Genomic DNA, 15,270 nt, shown 5'->3' on the forward strand with positions numbered 1-15,270 from the left:
ACGACGACCAGCCCAGCCAGGTCCGTGCCGACGTAGGGGGTCTTCTCCAGCACGTCGACCGTCCCGGGTTCGAGCAGGCCGACGCCGACGGTCAACCAGAACGCGATCTGATACGGATTAGTCAGCGCTAACACGAACGCCCGCCGAAACCCTCGTCCGACGCCCGCTGCTGCCGCGTCCGCTCCGGCCCCAGTGCCGACGGTCAGTGCCTCGCGCGCGCTCGTCGCCGCTCCGACCGCGAAGTAAATCATCAACGCGCCGCCGGCGAGGATCATCGCTGCACGCAGAGTTGGCGCGCTCTGGACGACGGTGACGACACCGGCGAGTGCAAGCGCGAAGAAGCAGGCGTCAGCGGCCATTGCTCCGAGCCCGGCGGTAAAGCCCGCTAGCCAGCCGCGAATGACGCTTTCCTCGGCGATGACGGCGTTCATCGGTCCGGGCGGGGCTGCCAGCGCCAACCCGAACAAAACGCCGGCACCGAGCGACGCGACGGGGCTGGCCGCCATGTCTCAGATACCCTTGCTCACCAGGTGGTTCCGGAGGATGTCCGCTTCCGCGTCGCCGGGGAGTGTGTTGACCAGCACGACGGTGTCGTCGGCCCCGAACTCGTCTTGCTCTGCCAGTTCCGCTGCGCCGCTGGCCGCGACGCCCGCGGACGCACCGACCTCCACGCCCTCGGACTGGGCGATGCTGACCGCCCCTTCTAGCGCGTCACGGTCCTCGGTGGCGACGGCGCCGCCCCCGCTCTCCCGGACGGCCGACAGCACGTCGGCGCCGCCTGCCGGGTCCGGAATCTCGATGCCGCCACAGATCGTGTCGGGAGTCTCCCAGACCTCGGTGTCGTCGTCGCCGGCCTCGAACGCGTCGACGACTGGCGCACAGCCGGCGGCCTGCGCGGCGTACATCGCCGGCGTGTCGGCCACGAGGCCCAGAGCTGCCAGTTCCTGTGCGCCGGCGTGGGTGCCGACGAGACCGACCCCCTCACCGGTGGGATAGACCACCGCGTCCGGGGCCGCCCAGTCGAGTTGCTCTGCGAGTTCGTATGCCAGCGTCTTCTGGCCCTCGCGGCGGTAGGGCGTCCCGAAGGGGGCCAGCGAGTGCCAGCCCTCCTCGGCGACGGACTCACGGAAGCTGTCGACGGCATCGCCGTAGCGGCCGCCGACGACTTCCATATCGCCGCCGTGGACGTTGATCATCGCCTTGGCGTCGAAGGTGGCCCGGGAGGGGACGAACGAGTGCGACTCCTGTCCGGCGCGGGCGGCGTAGGCGGCCGCGGCCTGCCCCTCGATGCCCGTCGTCGGCAGGGCTACGTCCGTCGCGCCGGCTTCGACAGCCGCAGTCACCGCGACGGCCATCCCGCGGTCCGCGATGCTCCCTGTCGGATTGCGGCCCTCGTCTTTGACGTACACGTCGCCCACACCCCACTCCTCGGCCAACTCCGGACAGGAGACGAGCGGCGTCGCGCCCTCGCCCATCGTGACCAGCGTCTCGGCGGTGAAGGGCAGCAACTCGGCGTAGCGGGCAATCCCATCGTACCGTCGATCCGCCGCGGTCGTGGGTGTGAACTCGACCGTGTCCAGTTCGTACGTCACGGTCAGGTGACCGTCGCACGACGGGCACGGACCGGTCGTCTCCGCGGGGTCGAACGAGTCGCCACACGCTCGGCAGGTGAGGTCCCGAACGGCCGGATTGCGGGTCATGCCCGCGAGTCAGGGCGCAACGGACTAAGCCCTGTCCGTTCGGCGGTCAGCGTGCCTCGTCGTCGTCCCCGCCACGGTCGCACAGGGGTTCCGTTCCGTCGTCGGCCACGGCACCTTATCGCCGCCGTCCGGCGTTCGACGCGCGCAGTGGTGTCTGGCTACACCTCTCCCGACCCGGCGGCTGTTTCAGGGCACATCGGAGCGTTCTGTCACGGGGGCGAAACAATCGTTCCCCTCGACGCCGACCGACCACAGGAGCCTTTTGTGGGTCCCACTCTTTCCCTCGAACATGACAGACGTCGTGGTCGTCGGTGGAGGGCTGGCCGGGCTGGTCGCGGCCCGACACCTCGCCGACGCGGGCAGGGACGTGACGGTGCTCGAAGCGCGCGAGGAAGTCGGTGGGCGCGTCCGCTCCGTCCGCGAGGACGGGTTCGTCTTCGACCGCGGGTTCCAGGTCCTCTTTACCGCGTACCCAGCAGCGAAGCGGGAGTTGGATTACGACGCGCTCGACCTCCGCGCCTTCTCGGCTGGCGCGGCCATCGCCAACCCCGGCCGGCGGTCCGTGCTGGCCGACCCGCTCTCCAGTCCGGGCGACCTCACGGACACGCTGTTCAACACCGACGTAACGCTCGGCGACAAACTCCGACTGTTCAAACTCCAGCAGGAGATGAAACGCGCCGACGTCGAGACGCTGTTCGACCCCGACGAGCGGCAGGACGTGCGAGACTATCTGCGCGCCCGAGGATTCTCGGGGCAGTTCGTCGAGAACTTCGCCGCGCCCTTCTACGGCGGGATTACGCTGGATCGCTCGCTGTCGACCGACGCCGGCGTGTTCCGCTACACGTTCAAGATGCTCGCCGAGGGAAAGACCGTGGTCCCCGCCCGCGGGATGGGGGCGATCAGCGAGCAACTCGCCGACCGCGCTCGGGCGGCCGGCGCGGAGATCGAACTCGGAACCACGGTCGAGAGCCTCGACGCGACCGACGGCAGCGTCACCGTCGAGACGAACGGCGAGACGCTCGGTGCCGACGGAGCAGTCGTCGCCACCGACCCGCCGACTGCAGCCGCGTTGACCGACGCGACGGTCCCGACAGAGACCAGCGGCTGTGTGACTCAGTACTACGGTCTTCCCGGCCACGTGGAACTGGAGACCGGGAAGAAGATCGTTCTGAACGCCCGCGACGCGGAACCCAACCAGATCGCGCCCTTGTCTGCGGTCGCACCGGAGTACGCCCCCGACGACCGGACGCTGGTGAGCGCGACCTGGCTCGGCCACCCCGAGGACGGAGTAGACGTGCTCTGTGCCCGCGCTCGCGAAGCGTTGGGCCAGTGGTACCCCGCGCGTCAGTTCGACGGCCTCGAACTACTCCGGACCGACCGAATCGACGTGGCCCAGTTCACCCAGCCGCCGGGCTTTCGCACCGATTTGCCCGCGGTCGACGCGCCCGACGGCCCCGTCGTTCTCGCAGGCGAGTATACGCAGTGGTCCGCGATTCAGGGTGCACTGGAGGGCGGTCGCGTCGCCGCCGAACGACTACAGTAGGTCTCGAAACTCCCCGAGTGGGGGAAACTCCCGGACCGTTTCGGCCTCGTCGTCCCAGACGACGGGGCGAAACCGGTCGAGGTCGCCGATCAACGGCGAGTTCGTCGTCGCGGTTCCGCCGTAGCGGCGGTTGATCGAGACCCCCTCGATCAGGTGGGAGAACGCGGGGAGGACGAGGACGTCGGCACCGTCGTAGCTCTCGTGACCGTAGAGATAACAGTGCCACTTGCGACCCTCGACGGTGATGGTGGGGTGGTCGTGGCCGACGACGTACAAGTCCGCCTCGGTTTCGGGTTCGTGGTGGCCGTGACAGACGACGACCCGGCCTGCGTCGGTCTCGACCGTGAACTCGTGCGCGGTCGGCCCGGACCAGACCACGTCCAGCATCGTGTCGTGATTGCCCGGTGTGACGACCGGCCGTGCCCCCGCGTCCCGTACTGTCTGGCCCAGCGCGGTGACGGTCTCCTCGGCGGCCGTGGCGACCTGATCGAACGAGTGCAACAGGTCGCCGGCGAACACGACCGTCTCCGGGTCGTGTCGTTCACAGAGCGTGGTCACGCGGTCGACCAGATGGTCGCGTTCACCGAGGGGGAGCGAGACGTTTGCAGCCGCAGCCTTCCCGACGTGGAGGTCCGCACAGACCAGTGTGCTGCCGAGCAGAGCGGCTCGGTCCCGGTAGTTCACGTCCACACCCACAGTCGGGTTCTGTGAGCTAAATGTCTGCCGCTAGCTGGCGTGTTGTTTGGCCGTGGTGTATGCCTCTCGGACGCGCTTGAACTCGTCCTCGTCGCCGCCGTGGTCCGGATGGACCTCCTTGACCTTCTCGCGGTACGCGCGTTTGATATCCTCGAGGCCGGCCCCCATCGGCAGTCCGAGGACGGCGTGGGCGGCCTCCCGCGGGTCGAGTTCCCCGTCCGCGTCCTCGTCGAAACTGATCTCCGGCGTCTCGAAGGGCAGTCGCGGACCGAGGGCAACGCCCGGCAACTCGTGTTCGACGAGGACCGGGACCGTCTCCGACCGCTCGATACGGTAGTACGCACGGGCGTCGAACGTGATCGCCACGTCGCGTTTGGGCAGGTAGAAGGCGACGTGCTGGCCCTCGACGAAGTGACGCTCGGCGTACTGTTCGTCGATGGCGTCGAGGTAGCTGCGAATCTCGTCGCGGCGGTGTGACTCCCCGCTGGGTTCGCGGCCGTCGGCCGCACCACGGCCGGGATAGCGAGTAACCCCTACGTAGAACAGGGCAGCGATCACACCGCTCAGTACGATTCCCAATAGCGCACCGTCGATAAGCCACTGTGGCAAGCCGTCGAACACCCCTTGATTCAGAAGTATGGTTTGTGGCGATAGGTAAAGAACCCCTCGGACCTCCTGTCTACGGGCGGAGCAGGCCGAGGCGGTTCACCCGATGTATCGCAGGTCCTCGTCGGCAGGCCCCGCCGCCGCACTTCCCTCCATCTCCTGAATCTTGCGCACGACTTCCTCCATCTCCTCGGCCCGGTCTTCGAGCGAGCCGAAGTCGACCTCGAAGCCAACGAGATCCTCGAGCACCGTGAGGACCGCCTGCGCGCTCTTCGGGTCGACGAGATAGCCGCTGGTTTCGCCCATCAGGCAGGCCGCCTCGAAGTCACGGCGTTCGCCCAGGCCGAGCAGCAGACCCGAAACGCCGACGATGCCGCCGGCCGGTTCGTCCTCGCGAAACTCCACGTCGGCTGCTTCGAGGTCGTCGACGAACGCCTCGTCGGTCGCCGCTCCAAGAACGTCGTACTCCTCGATGAGTTCGCCCGTCGGAACGCCCCCCAGTGCGAACACGCGCCGAACCCCGAACTCGTCGGCGACGTCGAGAATCCGGTCGGTCAGCCGGTAGTGGCCCTGATTGTCCTGTGCCTGGTGGTCGCCAGTCAACACGAGCAGGTCCTGTCCCTGTTCGGTGTGGACCGCGTGGAAGGAGGCGCTTGCGAGTTCCGACTCGCCGTCGTCGATACTGACCTGCGGCGGGAAATGCTGGGAGTAGAGTCGGCGCACTTCCTCACCGTCAAGCTCTTCGAGCAGATGTTCGGCGGTGAGTTTTCCGACGTGGCCCACGCCCGGCAGTCCCTCCACCAGCACTGGGTTCGTGAGTTTCGGGTCCGCGAGCGTCTCGATTTCGAACTCGTCCATACCCGCTATTGGCGGTTGCGTCGCTTAATAGCGCGTCGATATTCCCCGTACCTGTCGGTCGGATCGAACGGTGCTGGCGCGCTGTTCACGGCCTCGGCCCCGCACTCCGGGCAGGTTTCGGCCAACGTGTACACCGGGGACTCGTGGGCGTTCTTCCAGACCGAGCAGACGCGAATATCGGATTTCATGCACGAAGCGGCGTAGCGGGAACGCTCGTCACTCCTGGTCGGTGTTGCGCTCGCGGTGGTACTGGCCGTTGCCGCCGTGGTCGGAGACCACCGCGCTGGCGCGGTCGGCACTCTCTTCGAGGTGGGATTCGGCGGTCTTGTAGTCGGGCGCGCGAACGCGGATGCGGTACTCCGGCGAGCCGACGTAGGTGACCTCGAGTTCTACCTCTTCGGGAATCTCTCCGTTACCCTCGGCGGCCTCCAGCGCTTCTTTGATGACGTCCACGCCGTCGGCCGTCGGGACCGTCAGGTCCACGTAGCCGGTGACGTTGACGTACGGCACCGAGACGTTTTCGCGTGCGGTTTCGACGATACGCTCGACTTCGTCCTCGGAGATGTCCGTGTCTTCGAGCGCTTCCTGGCCGTGGATAGCCGCCTGCTCGAAACCGTCGTACATCGAGCCGAACGCTGCGAGGAACTCGTTGGCGACGGCGGCGTAGGTCTCGTCGTTTAACTTCTCACCGAAGGCCAGTTCCATCCAGTTGTCGGCCTTCTGCTCGTTTTTCCACTCCTGAATCTTCTCCTTTCGCTGGTGGTCGTTGACGTCTTTGATCGAGAGGTCGACCTGCTGGGAACTCTCGTCGACTTCCAGCACTTTGGCGACGACGGTTTGCCCCTCGCTGACGTGGTCGCGGACGTTCTTGATCCAGCCGGAGGCGACCTCGGAGATATGACACAGCCCACGCTTGTCCTCGTACTCCAGCATGTCGACGAACACGCCGAAGTCCTCGATTTCGTCGATCCGGCCGACGACGAGCTCGCCGGGGTCGGGCCAGCCACTGTATTTCATCTATCGCGCCTCGACAGTCTCGGTGATTTCGCCTTCGATGGCCGCTTCGCCGCCGGTCGGGCTGGCGAGCTGGTGGCCACACACTGCGCAGGCGACCTCCGTGGCGGCCTTGCCGAAGACGATCTGTTCGTTCTCACAGTCCGGACACGCGACGCTGTAGAAATTTCCTGCCATTGTTATTCCTGGAACTCGAGTCGACCGGCACGCCATCCCTCGCGGAGGTGAGCCTTGCCACACTCCGAGCAGCGGTACTTCAGGTCTGTCTTTTTTGTGGGTTTGTCCCCACCGGGCACCTTCGAGAACTTCCCTTTGTTCCCGATGCCGGTGCCGCGACGCCTGCGCTGGCGGTCGTTGACCTTCTTCATGCCGGAGGACCGACCCGAGCGGACCTTCTCGACTTCTACCTCGTGATGCTCGTTGCAGTGCGGACAGTACGTATTAAATCGGCGTGGCATCTCCATAGATATCTACCTTGTGCCGTGGTTAGACAGTGTGCGTTAAAACCCGTTTGGTTTCCGTATCCGGCCGCCCCGGCAACGGGCTGGTCGCGCCCATCCGACGGCACAACTGGGCTGCCAGCCGACCCCAGTCCGCTGCGCTGGACCCCGTTCTCGGCACCGAAGCGCTTAACAGCGATTCGGGCCAATCGCCGGTTATGAAACAGCTCATTATCAACGGGGACCCCGGTATCCGGAAAAACGCCGTCATCGAATACGACGGCGAGGAGTACGTCTGTTTCTCCATCGCCCGACAGGGCGACTGGCACGGTCCCGAACGGGTCCAGCTCTGGTGTACTGTCGGGTCCGAGGACGAACGCGAGGACTACCAGTATCGGCGATACATCCCAAACCACCTGGAGACACTGTCGGCAGACGCCGAAGCCGTCAGCGTCGTCGAATCGACGGCCTGATCAGGCCGGCAGCGCCGACCGGTTCACCCGATATATCGTCACCGTGTCCCACTGTTTTGCGACTGTCACGCCCGCGACCCCGCCGACGGTGAGCGACGCAGACGACCCATAAGTCGCTCGCTCTGCCGGCCCGACGTAGACGTACCGTACGCCGTACTCGTCGAGGAGGGCCGCACTCTCCGCTTGCTCGCCGGTGTAGATGGTCCGTAGGTCCGCGGCCCGTCGCTCGTAGGCCTCCTGGCCGCGATAACCGATCTCGTGGTGCCAGCCAAGCACCGTCGGCACTCCGGTCAGACTCGACGGGGCGCTGGAGCCGCCGTTTCGATCGCCGTCCCAGACGTAACTTCCCGGTGCGGTGGTGATCGTCGGCCGTCCGTCTAACTCGTCGAGCCAGCCGATGGCGGCCGCTTCGTCCGGGTGGACCCGGCCGACGAACTCGGTCGCGTCGAGCGTCGGGTCCTCGGTCTGTGCGTACACCGAATCGCTCGCGAAGTGACTCGTCAGCGCCAGCCCGCCGTACACCGCCGTCCCGGCGAGCAGGAGGGCAGCGAACAGCCGCAGAGTGGATCGCCAGCGACCGCCGCTGAACCCGAGCCCCGGTCGGTGCTGCCAGACCAGATGCGACAGTGCTGCGCCGGCCGCGACCGCCCACAGCGCCCAGACCTGCGCGTAGGTCTTGAACACCGTGTTCATCCGCCCTGGCCCCGCCTGCTCTTTGACGTAGACGAACTCGACCAACAGGACGAGTCCCGCGCCGGCAACGAGCAACACCGTCTCGAAGCCCGGTCCTGAACGGGAACGACCGCCCGAACCGGCCGTTCTTTCACCTGTCGTGTCCTCTGCGCCTGCACCAGCGCTCCCGCCCGTGTCGCCACCGTCTGCGCTCACGGTGGCCGTGTTCGTCCGAACGGGCCGAAGCCGGTCCCCGAGTCCCGCGCCGACGTCGCCGGGCAGGTCGCGCCACCGGAGCAGCGCCCAGCCGACCCCAATCAGTGGAAGCAAGAGCACGACTGCGGTCGCACGGCTCAGCACGGCGATTACGGCGACGAGAGCGAGCATACCGGCCGTGCGCTGCCTGTCCCGCAGTCGGGGGAGCGTGTGCCGGAGCAGGTACGGGACGAACACCAGGAGGAACGTGCCGTGAGTCAGCACGAGCGCGCCGAGGCCGCTCCGGGGTGGGAACAGCGCGAGTTCGCGTCCGCTCGCCGCCACCAGCCAGAACGGTACAGAGAGGAGCAGGCCGCCGAGCAGGACGGCGGCCCCGGTCCCGGCAGCGACCGAGAGCGTCAGGAGTTCGTCGCGACGCCAGTCGTCGGTATCGAGCCAGTCGGCCACCGGTCCGGGCAGCAACGTCCGAGCTTCGGCGGGTGCGAACCACACCGTCAGCATCGTCAGCCCGGCGATGGTGGGAAACGACCACGTGTTGACGACCGCCAGCAGGCCCGCGAGCGGTGGGAGAGCGACCAGAAGAAGCGCCCGCCGCTGCCGGACCGCCACTGCCGGCGTCAGGTAGTACGTAAAGAGCACAGTCGCGGCCAGCAGGAGGAACGGCGGTCCCATCATGTGTGCGTGCAGGTCGCCGTTGAGCCAGGCGAACAGCGGGAACTCGTTGATTGTCCCGTCGATGACGCGGCTGGCGTCCCAGTAGTCGAACTCGCTGAGGCCCGCCGCGAGTCCGTCCGTCTCGACGCCGAGCGTCCCGACCAGGACGCCGACCAGTCCGTCGAGGACGGCTAGCACCACCTCGAACGGAGTCGCGACGAGGCCGACGGGCCCGGACAGCTCGCCAAGGTAGGCCGAACCCCCGTCGACGAGGGCGACGACCAACCGGAGCGGAGTCGTGAGGTTGCTGGCGACCCCGACAAAGAAGGCGCCGAAAATGCCGCCGAGCCACCGCGGGCTGTCACGGCTGGCCGCGACCGACCCCGCGAGGCCGTACGCCGCCGTAACGAACGCCGCAAAAAAGCCCGCCAGCGCGAGATTGTACGCGAAGCGGGCGTCCGTCGCGGTCAGTCGCGCCAGTAGCGAGGCCAGCAGGTGGCCGCCGTAGTAGTAGCTCACCGGCTCGCCGGCGAACCACATATCCTCCGGCGGAAGTGTCGGGGCACGCAGGAGAGACTGAAGTAGGCCGAAATCGAGGAACTTCTCACCCCCTGGTGGGTGGACCGCGGGGTCGACGGCCCGAACTGCGACGAGAAAGAGGAAAGCGAGGCCGAACACGCCGACGGTTTCGGCGACGACACGGCGGTCAACTTCGACGCCCCGCCGGGCGACGAGGCCACCGGCGAGGAGGGCCAGGACGGCGACGGCGACGAACGGCGCGGCGTCGAGCGAGACACGGCCGACCCAGTAGGCCACGAGCCAGACGACGGTGAACGAGCACACGAGGGCCACGCCGACACCCCGGTCGGCGAGGCGACCGAACAGCGCGTCGGCCAGCGGGAGCCCGGCCAGAAGCAGGGCCAGGAAAGCTCCCAACCACAGAGCGACGAGCAGGAACTCCATCACCTGTGGGAGACTTGCCCGTGCGTATACTTCTTCCGTTCGCTACCGTACCGAGACGAACCGTTTTTACTCGCCCCACGAAACTATCGGACAATGAGTCGGTCTCTGGGTGTCGTCGTCCCCGCGTACCACCCGGACGTGGAGCGACTATCGGCCTATGTCGAGGCCATCGACCGACAACTCGACCCGGCGACAATCCGCGTCGAACTCGACGCCCCAGACGAGGGGGTGGTCGAGCGCCTCGCCACCCTTCCGGCCTCGCTCGGTATCGTCCCCTACCGTCGCGGGAAGGGGGCGGCCGTCACCGCCGGCTTCGAGTCGCTGTCGACCGACGTGCTGGCCTTCCTCGACGCCGACGGGAGCACGACACCGGACTCGGCGGCCGCCGTCTTCGAGCCCGTTCTCACGGACGAAGTCGACCTCTCGGTCGGTTCCCGACGCCATCCCGACGCCACAGTGTCGGACCACCAGACGACCGCTCGCCGGTGGCTCGGCGAGTGCTTCGTGTGGTTCGCCCGTCGATTGCTCGACGCGACACTCCACGACTACCAGTGTGGCGCCAAGGCGCTGACTCGCGATGGCTGGGAGCGGATCCGGGCGCACCTCTACGAGGCCGGGTTCGCCTGGGACATCGAACTCGTGGCGATGGCGGCCGCGTTCGACCTGCGAATCGCGGAGGTCCCGATCACCTGGGAAGACCAGCCCGGCTCGACCGTCGAGCCGATCCGAACCTCGGTCAGGATGGCCACGGCGCTTCTCACCGCCCGTCACCGCGTCCAGCAGGTGCGGGACAGTCGGCTACACGCCGCCATCGCGGACCACCGTACCGACGAGGAGGCGCTGATCGATAGAGGATGACCGATCGGGAACTCCCTAGCCAACTGAACTCGCTGTTGTCCGGCGTCCGGTTCGGCCAGTTCGTCTCCGTCGGTGTCGTGGGTCTGACCGCCGACACGATCACGCTGGTGACGCTGACGGAACTGCTGGGTGTCGAGCCGTGGCTGGCGGGCCTGCTGAGCATCGAAGTGGCGATTCTCGTGATGTTCGTGGTTAACGAGCGCTGGACGTTCGCGGGCGTCGGCGCACCGGAAGAACTGTTCCGCCGGTTAGTGAAGTCCCACGCCGTTCGGTCGGTCGGTTCGTCGGTGCAGTACGTCATCTTCTTTGGGCTGTTGACCTACGCCGGTGTGTCGGTGACATTGTTTGGCAGCGACCGATGGTATCTGTTCTCGAAGTGGCTCGCGGTCGGTGTCGCCATGCTAATCAACTACGCGTTCGAGAGCCTGTTCACGTGGCGTGTTCACGCCGAGTGATGACGGGAGAAACTGACCGACGGCATTGGAATCACAACCCTTAATTGATGGTCGAAGCTATAGTTTTATAGCGGGATGGGATAGCCAGGAGATTCCGGCGGGCTCATAACCCGCAGACCGGTAGTTCAAATCTACCTCCCGCTACTTCTCGACGCGAACAAACCCGCGAGCATCGCATAGTGGTACTCGCGACCGTGAGCGTCGAAGTAGGTCATGTGGATTTGAACCCTGCTAGTCGCGCACAACGAAGTGAGCACGTCTGGCTCCGGTTCAAATCTACCGCCTGCTATTTTCGCGCCGAACGAAACCGTGAGCCACGAGCGCCTCGCGTGGTCCGACCCTCTCGATACGATTTTGTCCCGAACAACACGCGAACAGCAGGTAGTATCAGTGCGATTCGAACCAGGCAGTGGAGCGGAACGGACAGGCCGTTTTCCGACCCACGCCGTGTTCTGGCAGTGGCGTCGAGAATGAGGCAAATCGGGCACACGCTGCCGCCGCTTCGGCCGACCCCGGAGTGGTGAGTCGAACAACACCGGTAGTCGTCCCGAATCTCCAGTCGTTACTCGACAGTATCCCGGTCCCGTTGCCACGCCTGGAACAGCGCGCCGACGAGTCCGAGCGCGCCGAGGACAGCCGAGAGTCCGCCTGCGCCGACAGCGACGAGATGGGCGAGAGCTGTCCCCTCGTCAGGGTCGCCGACGACGACCCGGAGGCGATAAACCGAACGCTCGTAGCGGACGTAACTCGCGTTCGGACGCTGTTCGGGGTCGATCCGGGTAGACCCGTTCGAATCGACGGCGTCGCTGACGACCTGTCGCTCGCTGTCCGAGAGATTCTCGACGGCCCGGACCGTGACGTCGTCGGGCGCATCGACGGCGGTAAGTTCGAGCGCCTGTGGGCCGGCGGCCTGCTCCGGGGCGGTCCCGATAACGTAGCCGGCGCCGGTGAGGCCGAGGACGAACAGGGCAGTGAACGCGAGCACGCGGCGCATCGCGTCAGCCGTCGCCGTACTCGTCGACGACGGCGACCTCGCCGTCGACCACCTCGACGTTGATCAGCGTCTTCACGTCGTAATCGGAGCCTTCGATCTTGTTTTCGCCGCCGACTTTCTTGATTACGGCGACTGCGTCGACCACGTGGGCGCCGATCTCTTCGAGTGCGCCGGTGAGGGCTTCGACGGTGCCGCCGGTCGAGAGCACGTCGTCGAGCAGGATGACACGGTCGCCGTCGTACACGTCGTTGACGTACATCTCGCTCTCGGAGTACCCGGTGACCTGCGAGAGCGAAACCTCGCCGTCGAGGCCGTACTGGCGTTTGCGGACGACGACCAGCGGGATGTCGGTCATCAGGGAGACGGCCGTAGAGATGTGGATGCCCATGGCTGCGGGGGTGACGATCTTGTCCACGTCTTTGAGTTCGGCCTTACGGATAATTCTGATACCAATCTCTCGGAGCAGTTCGGGCTTGAGCATCGGAACACCGTCGCTAATCGGGTGCACGAAGTAGTGGTAGCCGTTCTTCTCGATAATCGGGGCGTCACGAAGCGACTCCTGTAGCCGGTCCATATCGCGTGAGTTTGCCCCCGACGAGTAAAAGATACCCGTCATGCGAGCGGTAACGCCGCAGAGAGCCGCCTGACGACCGGGAGCGCGAACTCACCAGCGTAGGCGAAGTATTCGATCCCCGATAAGAGGACGAAGATCGTTCCGACGCCGGCGGTGATGCCGAGAAGGACAGCACCCGCACGCTCGGGAACGATATCCGAGAGAGCGCGCGCCGTCGTCCAGGCCGCGAGAACGGTCGCCGTCGCCAGCGCGAGCAGTGCGTGGAACTGGACTGCCTCGCCGAGACCAGTGTCGACAGCGGTCAGGGCAATCACGACGAGTTGACCGCCGACGAGGAGGGTACCGCCGTACGCCGACCCGGCCGTCCACTCGTATGCGGTTACGGCCGACCGGACAGCGGGTAGCCTGGCGAGGCCGTAGACGCCGAGCAGGAACAGCGGGTGAAGGTATCGAACAGTTACCTGTGCGTGCAGCGGGAGTCGCGGGAGAAAGAGAAACACGAAGAGCAGTCCCGACGCGAGTGCGACGGCGTCGACGACGCCGGCCGGCGACCGGAGGTACGAACCGAGCGCGGCGCGACCCTGGCGGCGAAGCCACAGGCCGGCCGCGACGGGGGCGGCGGCGAGGCCGGCCAGCAGCGGTGCCGACTCCAGTACCGTCAGCCGAATGGCCTGAAACCCGTCCTCTGATGCGACTGCGGGGATATAGCCCCCGCGGAGGAACGTCTGGAACGAGCGCTCCGGTTCGGTGAGTGCGACGACGGCCCCCTCACCGAGCAGCGAGACGAATCTGCTGGCGATTCGGAGCAGTCCACCCACGAGCGGGAGTGAGCTGATGAGGCTGCCGCTGCCACCACCACCGTTCAGGTCGAGCCCCTCGGCCGCGCCGTAGGACGGCAGCATCCGCGGCGGTTCGACCGGGGTCCCCGAGACCAGCAGGTTCGTGAGAAAAAACGGAACGAGTGAGATGACGAACGTGCCCCCGATCACAGCGAGCGTCCGTCGGTCGTTTCGCTCGGCCGTCACGAAATCGACAACGACGAGCGGGACGAACAGCAGGAGTGCCTCTGCGGCGTGAATCCACGCCAGCAGCGCAACCGGGACGTACGCTAACGCGCGGACCCGGCGTGTCTCGACTGCCTCACTCGCGGTGCGACTCCGGGCGAGCGCGCACAGCGCCGCCGCGACGCAGAGCACCGTGAACGAGTGGCGCTTCAACAGCGCCGCCCAGAACGCAATCGGCGTGGCCACTATCACCGCTGTGCCGGCGGCGATGCCGACTCGCTGGCCGTGCAGACACGCGACCAGCCGGTAACAGAACACGCCCGAGAGCGCGGCGGCGAGCATGCCAACGATCTGGAGTGCGAGGACGGGATACAGCGCCGGCGCGACCGGCGTCGCCAGTGCGACGTTCGCGACGAACGCCACCACTGCGAGTGCACACCCGCCGACGATCACCCACCCTCGTTCGACGAGACGGCCGACAGTCGTCACGGCCCCGACGAGCGCCAGCGACCAGAGGCCGATCAACACGACGCCGAGGTCCAAGACCGCCCCCAGTCCCTGCAGGGCGTAGAGAACCGGCACCGCCAGGGCGACGATTCCGTAGTTCCGGCCGACCGGTCCCCGGTCCCCGACGTAGGTCCCGGGCGCTTCCAGCCCGCTTCCGTAGGGGACCTCGGTCAGGACGACCCGCCCCTCGGCCACGTTGACGAGCGTGTTCGCGATGGCGCTGCCGTCGGTGATGTAGATTCCCATCCGCCAGTAGAGGCCGAAAAAACAGAGCCCACAGAGAAAGAGCGCGAGACCGCGTCGGTCGCCGAACAGCAACCGCCATACTCCCGTGCGGAGGCGCTTGGTCCGTGCGGCGAGACGCGCCGTGACCTCCGAGTCGAACGTGCTCATCGGCGCACCTGCACGGTAACGTTCCGCTCCGCGACGACCCGCGATTCCTCGCCGGCCCGCTCGATAACGCGCAGCACGCCCGCGTACGAATCGTTTTGCACCGTTCCCGGGGCGAGTTCGTCACGCTCCATCGAAATCTGCGTCCGCTCGCTGGTGTCCGGACCCAGGAAAAACGCCGACTCGCGGCTGTATCCGAGGTCCAGAATCTCCAGTTTGTAGGTCAAGACTGGCCGACCTTCGACCCCTTCGAAGCGAACTGACGCCGCCGGGACCTGGAGGTAGTAACTGTCTTCGCCGAACTGCCCCTGCCGGAGGGTCGCCGTCGCGGGCAGTCGAATCTCACCGACAGTGACCGAACCCGTCCCGATTTCGTTGGTCCGATCGGTGGGCTGGTCGGCCAGGGGCAGCGGACCCGACGCCAGCGTCCCGACGAGAATTATCGCGGCCGCGAGGTAAGGCACGTACGAACCGAAATCCATCTATGCTGTGACTGGTGTAACGGCCTGATAAACCTGCCGCGGGTGTGCCTCGCCGATAGCTGTCGCTGACCGGTGTGAAGAAAGTCAAAAGTGCGTGGTCGGTTATGCGTCGGGGCCGGTCTGCTCGGAGAGGGTGGCGGAGGTGTCGCCTTCCTCAGGTTCCCAGACGAG

General features: G+C 66.4%; 18 protein-coding genes and 1 tRNA gene. 5 read left to right on the forward strand and 14 right to left on the reverse strand.

All coding sequences use genetic code 11. From position 1 onward, the window contains the following. The coding region (locus tag Q0964_RS13860; RefSeq protein WP_299268696.1) for a LysE family translocator at window positions 1–506 on the reverse strand (506 nt) is incomplete at its 3' end. A 3-nt stretch (window positions 507–509) separates the two neighbouring features. Beyond that, window positions 510–1,700 carry a threonine synthase gene (locus tag Q0964_RS13865; RefSeq protein ID WP_299268698.1) on the reverse strand — a complete coding sequence of 397 codons (1,191 nt, stop codon included), beginning with the start codon at window positions 1,698–1,700 and terminating at the stop codon, window positions 510–512. A gap of 289 nt (window positions 1,701–1,989) precedes the next feature. Between Q0964_RS13865 and Q0964_RS13870 the strand changes: the two genes are divergently transcribed. Further along, window positions 1,990–3,243 (forward strand): NAD(P)/FAD-dependent oxidoreductase, encoded by a 1,254-nt coding sequence (locus Q0964_RS13870; RefSeq protein ID WP_299268700.1) that lies wholly within the window; start codon window positions 1,990–1,992, stop codon window positions 3,241–3,243. Here the strand turns inward: Q0964_RS13870 and Q0964_RS13875 are convergent. From Q0964_RS13875 to Q0964_RS13905, 7 genes are all read right to left on the reverse strand, one after another. Beyond that, window positions 3,235–3,933 carry a metallophosphoesterase gene (locus Q0964_RS13875; RefSeq protein ID WP_299268702.1) on the reverse strand — a complete coding sequence of 233 codons (699 nt, stop codon included), beginning with the start codon at window positions 3,931–3,933 and terminating at the stop codon, window positions 3,235–3,237. The two genes, Q0964_RS13870 and Q0964_RS13875, sit on opposite strands and share 9 nt — an antisense overlap. Window positions 3,934–3,969: 36 nt before the next feature. Continuing rightward, window positions 3,970–4,548 carry a J domain-containing protein gene (locus tag Q0964_RS13880; RefSeq protein WP_299268704.1) on the reverse strand — a complete coding sequence of 193 codons (579 nt, stop codon included), beginning with the start codon at window positions 4,546–4,548 and terminating at the stop codon, window positions 3,970–3,972. Between the two features lie 96 nt (window positions 4,549–4,644). Further along, window positions 4,645–5,403, reverse strand: a complete 759-nt coding sequence (locus Q0964_RS13885; protein ID WP_299268706.1) for a proteasome assembly chaperone family protein — start codon at window positions 5,401–5,403, stop codon at window positions 4,645–4,647. Window positions 5,404–5,408: 5 nt separating this feature from the next. Beyond that, a complete protein-coding gene (locus Q0964_RS13890) occupies window positions 5,409–5,591 on the reverse strand; it encodes an RNA-protein complex protein Nop10 (protein ID WP_299268708.1) in 183 nt (60 codons plus the stop codon). Window positions 5,592–5,619: 28 nt separating this feature from the next. Next, complete coding sequence (locus Q0964_RS13895) at window positions 5,620–6,420, reverse strand: translation initiation factor IF-2 subunit alpha (protein ID WP_299268710.1); 801 nt, start codon at window positions 6,418–6,420, stop codon at window positions 5,620–5,622. Continuing rightward, the gene (locus Q0964_RS13900) at window positions 6,421–6,594 is read right to left on the reverse strand and encodes a 30S ribosomal protein S27e (RefSeq protein WP_299268711.1); all 174 of its coding nucleotides are present in this window, start codon (window positions 6,592–6,594) and stop codon (window positions 6,421–6,423) included. Window positions 6,595–6,596: 2 nt separating this feature from the next. Next, entirely contained in the window at window positions 6,597–6,881 is a 285-nt protein-coding gene (locus tag Q0964_RS13905) for a 50S ribosomal protein L44e (protein ID WP_299268713.1), read from the reverse strand. A gap of 194 nt (window positions 6,882–7,075) precedes the next feature. Between Q0964_RS13905 and Q0964_RS13910 the strand changes: the two genes are divergently transcribed. Further along, window positions 7,076–7,330, forward strand: a complete 255-nt coding sequence (locus tag Q0964_RS13910) for an HAH_0734 family protein (RefSeq protein ID WP_299268715.1) — start codon at window positions 7,076–7,078, stop codon at window positions 7,328–7,330. Here the strand turns inward: Q0964_RS13910 and Q0964_RS13915 are convergent, their stop codons facing one another. Next, a complete protein-coding gene (locus Q0964_RS13915) occupies window positions 7,331–9,835 on the reverse strand; it encodes a DUF2298 domain-containing protein (RefSeq protein WP_299268717.1) in 2,505 nt (834 codons plus the stop codon). It lies immediately after the preceding gene. Between the two features lie 93 nt (window positions 9,836–9,928). Between Q0964_RS13915 and Q0964_RS13920 the strand changes: the two genes are divergently transcribed. From Q0964_RS13920 to Q0964_RS13930, 3 genes are all read left to right on the forward strand, one after another. Then, on the forward strand, window positions 9,929–10,693 hold the full coding sequence (locus tag Q0964_RS13920; protein WP_299268719.1) for a glycosyltransferase: 765 nt from the start codon (window positions 9,929–9,931) through the stop codon (window positions 10,691–10,693). Beyond that, window positions 10,690–11,148, forward strand: coding sequence for a GtrA family protein (locus tag Q0964_RS13925; RefSeq protein ID WP_299268721.1), 459 nt, complete (start codon window positions 10,690–10,692; stop codon window positions 11,146–11,148). The genes Q0964_RS13920 and Q0964_RS13925 overlap by 4 nt, the downstream gene beginning before the upstream one ends. A 69-nt stretch (window positions 11,149–11,217) precedes the next feature. Continuing rightward, window positions 11,218–11,292: transfer RNA gene (locus Q0964_RS13930), tRNA-Met, on the forward strand. A 418-nt stretch (window positions 11,293–11,710) separates the two neighbouring features. Here the strand turns inward: Q0964_RS13930 and Q0964_RS13935 are convergent. The 4 genes from Q0964_RS13935 to Q0964_RS13950 are packed head-to-tail and all read right to left on the reverse strand — an operon-like array spanning window position 11,711 to window position 15,099. Next, window positions 11,711–12,142 (reverse strand): DUF7979 domain-containing protein, encoded by a 432-nt coding sequence (locus Q0964_RS13935; protein ID WP_299268723.1) that lies wholly within the window; start codon window positions 12,140–12,142, stop codon window positions 11,711–11,713. Window positions 12,143–12,146: 4 nt separating this feature from the next. Next, complete coding sequence (gene hpt / locus Q0964_RS13940; RefSeq protein ID WP_299268725.1) at window positions 12,147–12,716, reverse strand: hypoxanthine/guanine phosphoribosyltransferase; 570 nt, start codon at window positions 12,714–12,716, stop codon at window positions 12,147–12,149. Between the two features lie 38 nt (window positions 12,717–12,754). Next, complete coding sequence (locus tag Q0964_RS13945; RefSeq protein ID WP_299268726.1) at window positions 12,755–14,620, reverse strand: hypothetical protein; 1,866 nt, start codon at window positions 14,618–14,620, stop codon at window positions 12,755–12,757. Continuing rightward, window positions 14,617–15,099 (reverse strand): hypothetical protein, encoded by a 483-nt coding sequence (locus Q0964_RS13950; RefSeq protein ID WP_299268728.1) that lies wholly within the window; start codon window positions 15,097–15,099, stop codon window positions 14,617–14,619. The genes Q0964_RS13945 and Q0964_RS13950 overlap by 4 nt, the downstream gene beginning before the upstream one ends. Window positions 15,100–15,270 lie beyond the last annotated feature (171 nt).

Source organism: Halorientalis sp., from assembly GCF_028275115.1.
In the GTDB taxonomy this organism is placed as follows: Archaea; Halobacteriota; Halobacteria; order Halobacteriales; family Haloarculaceae; genus Halorientalis.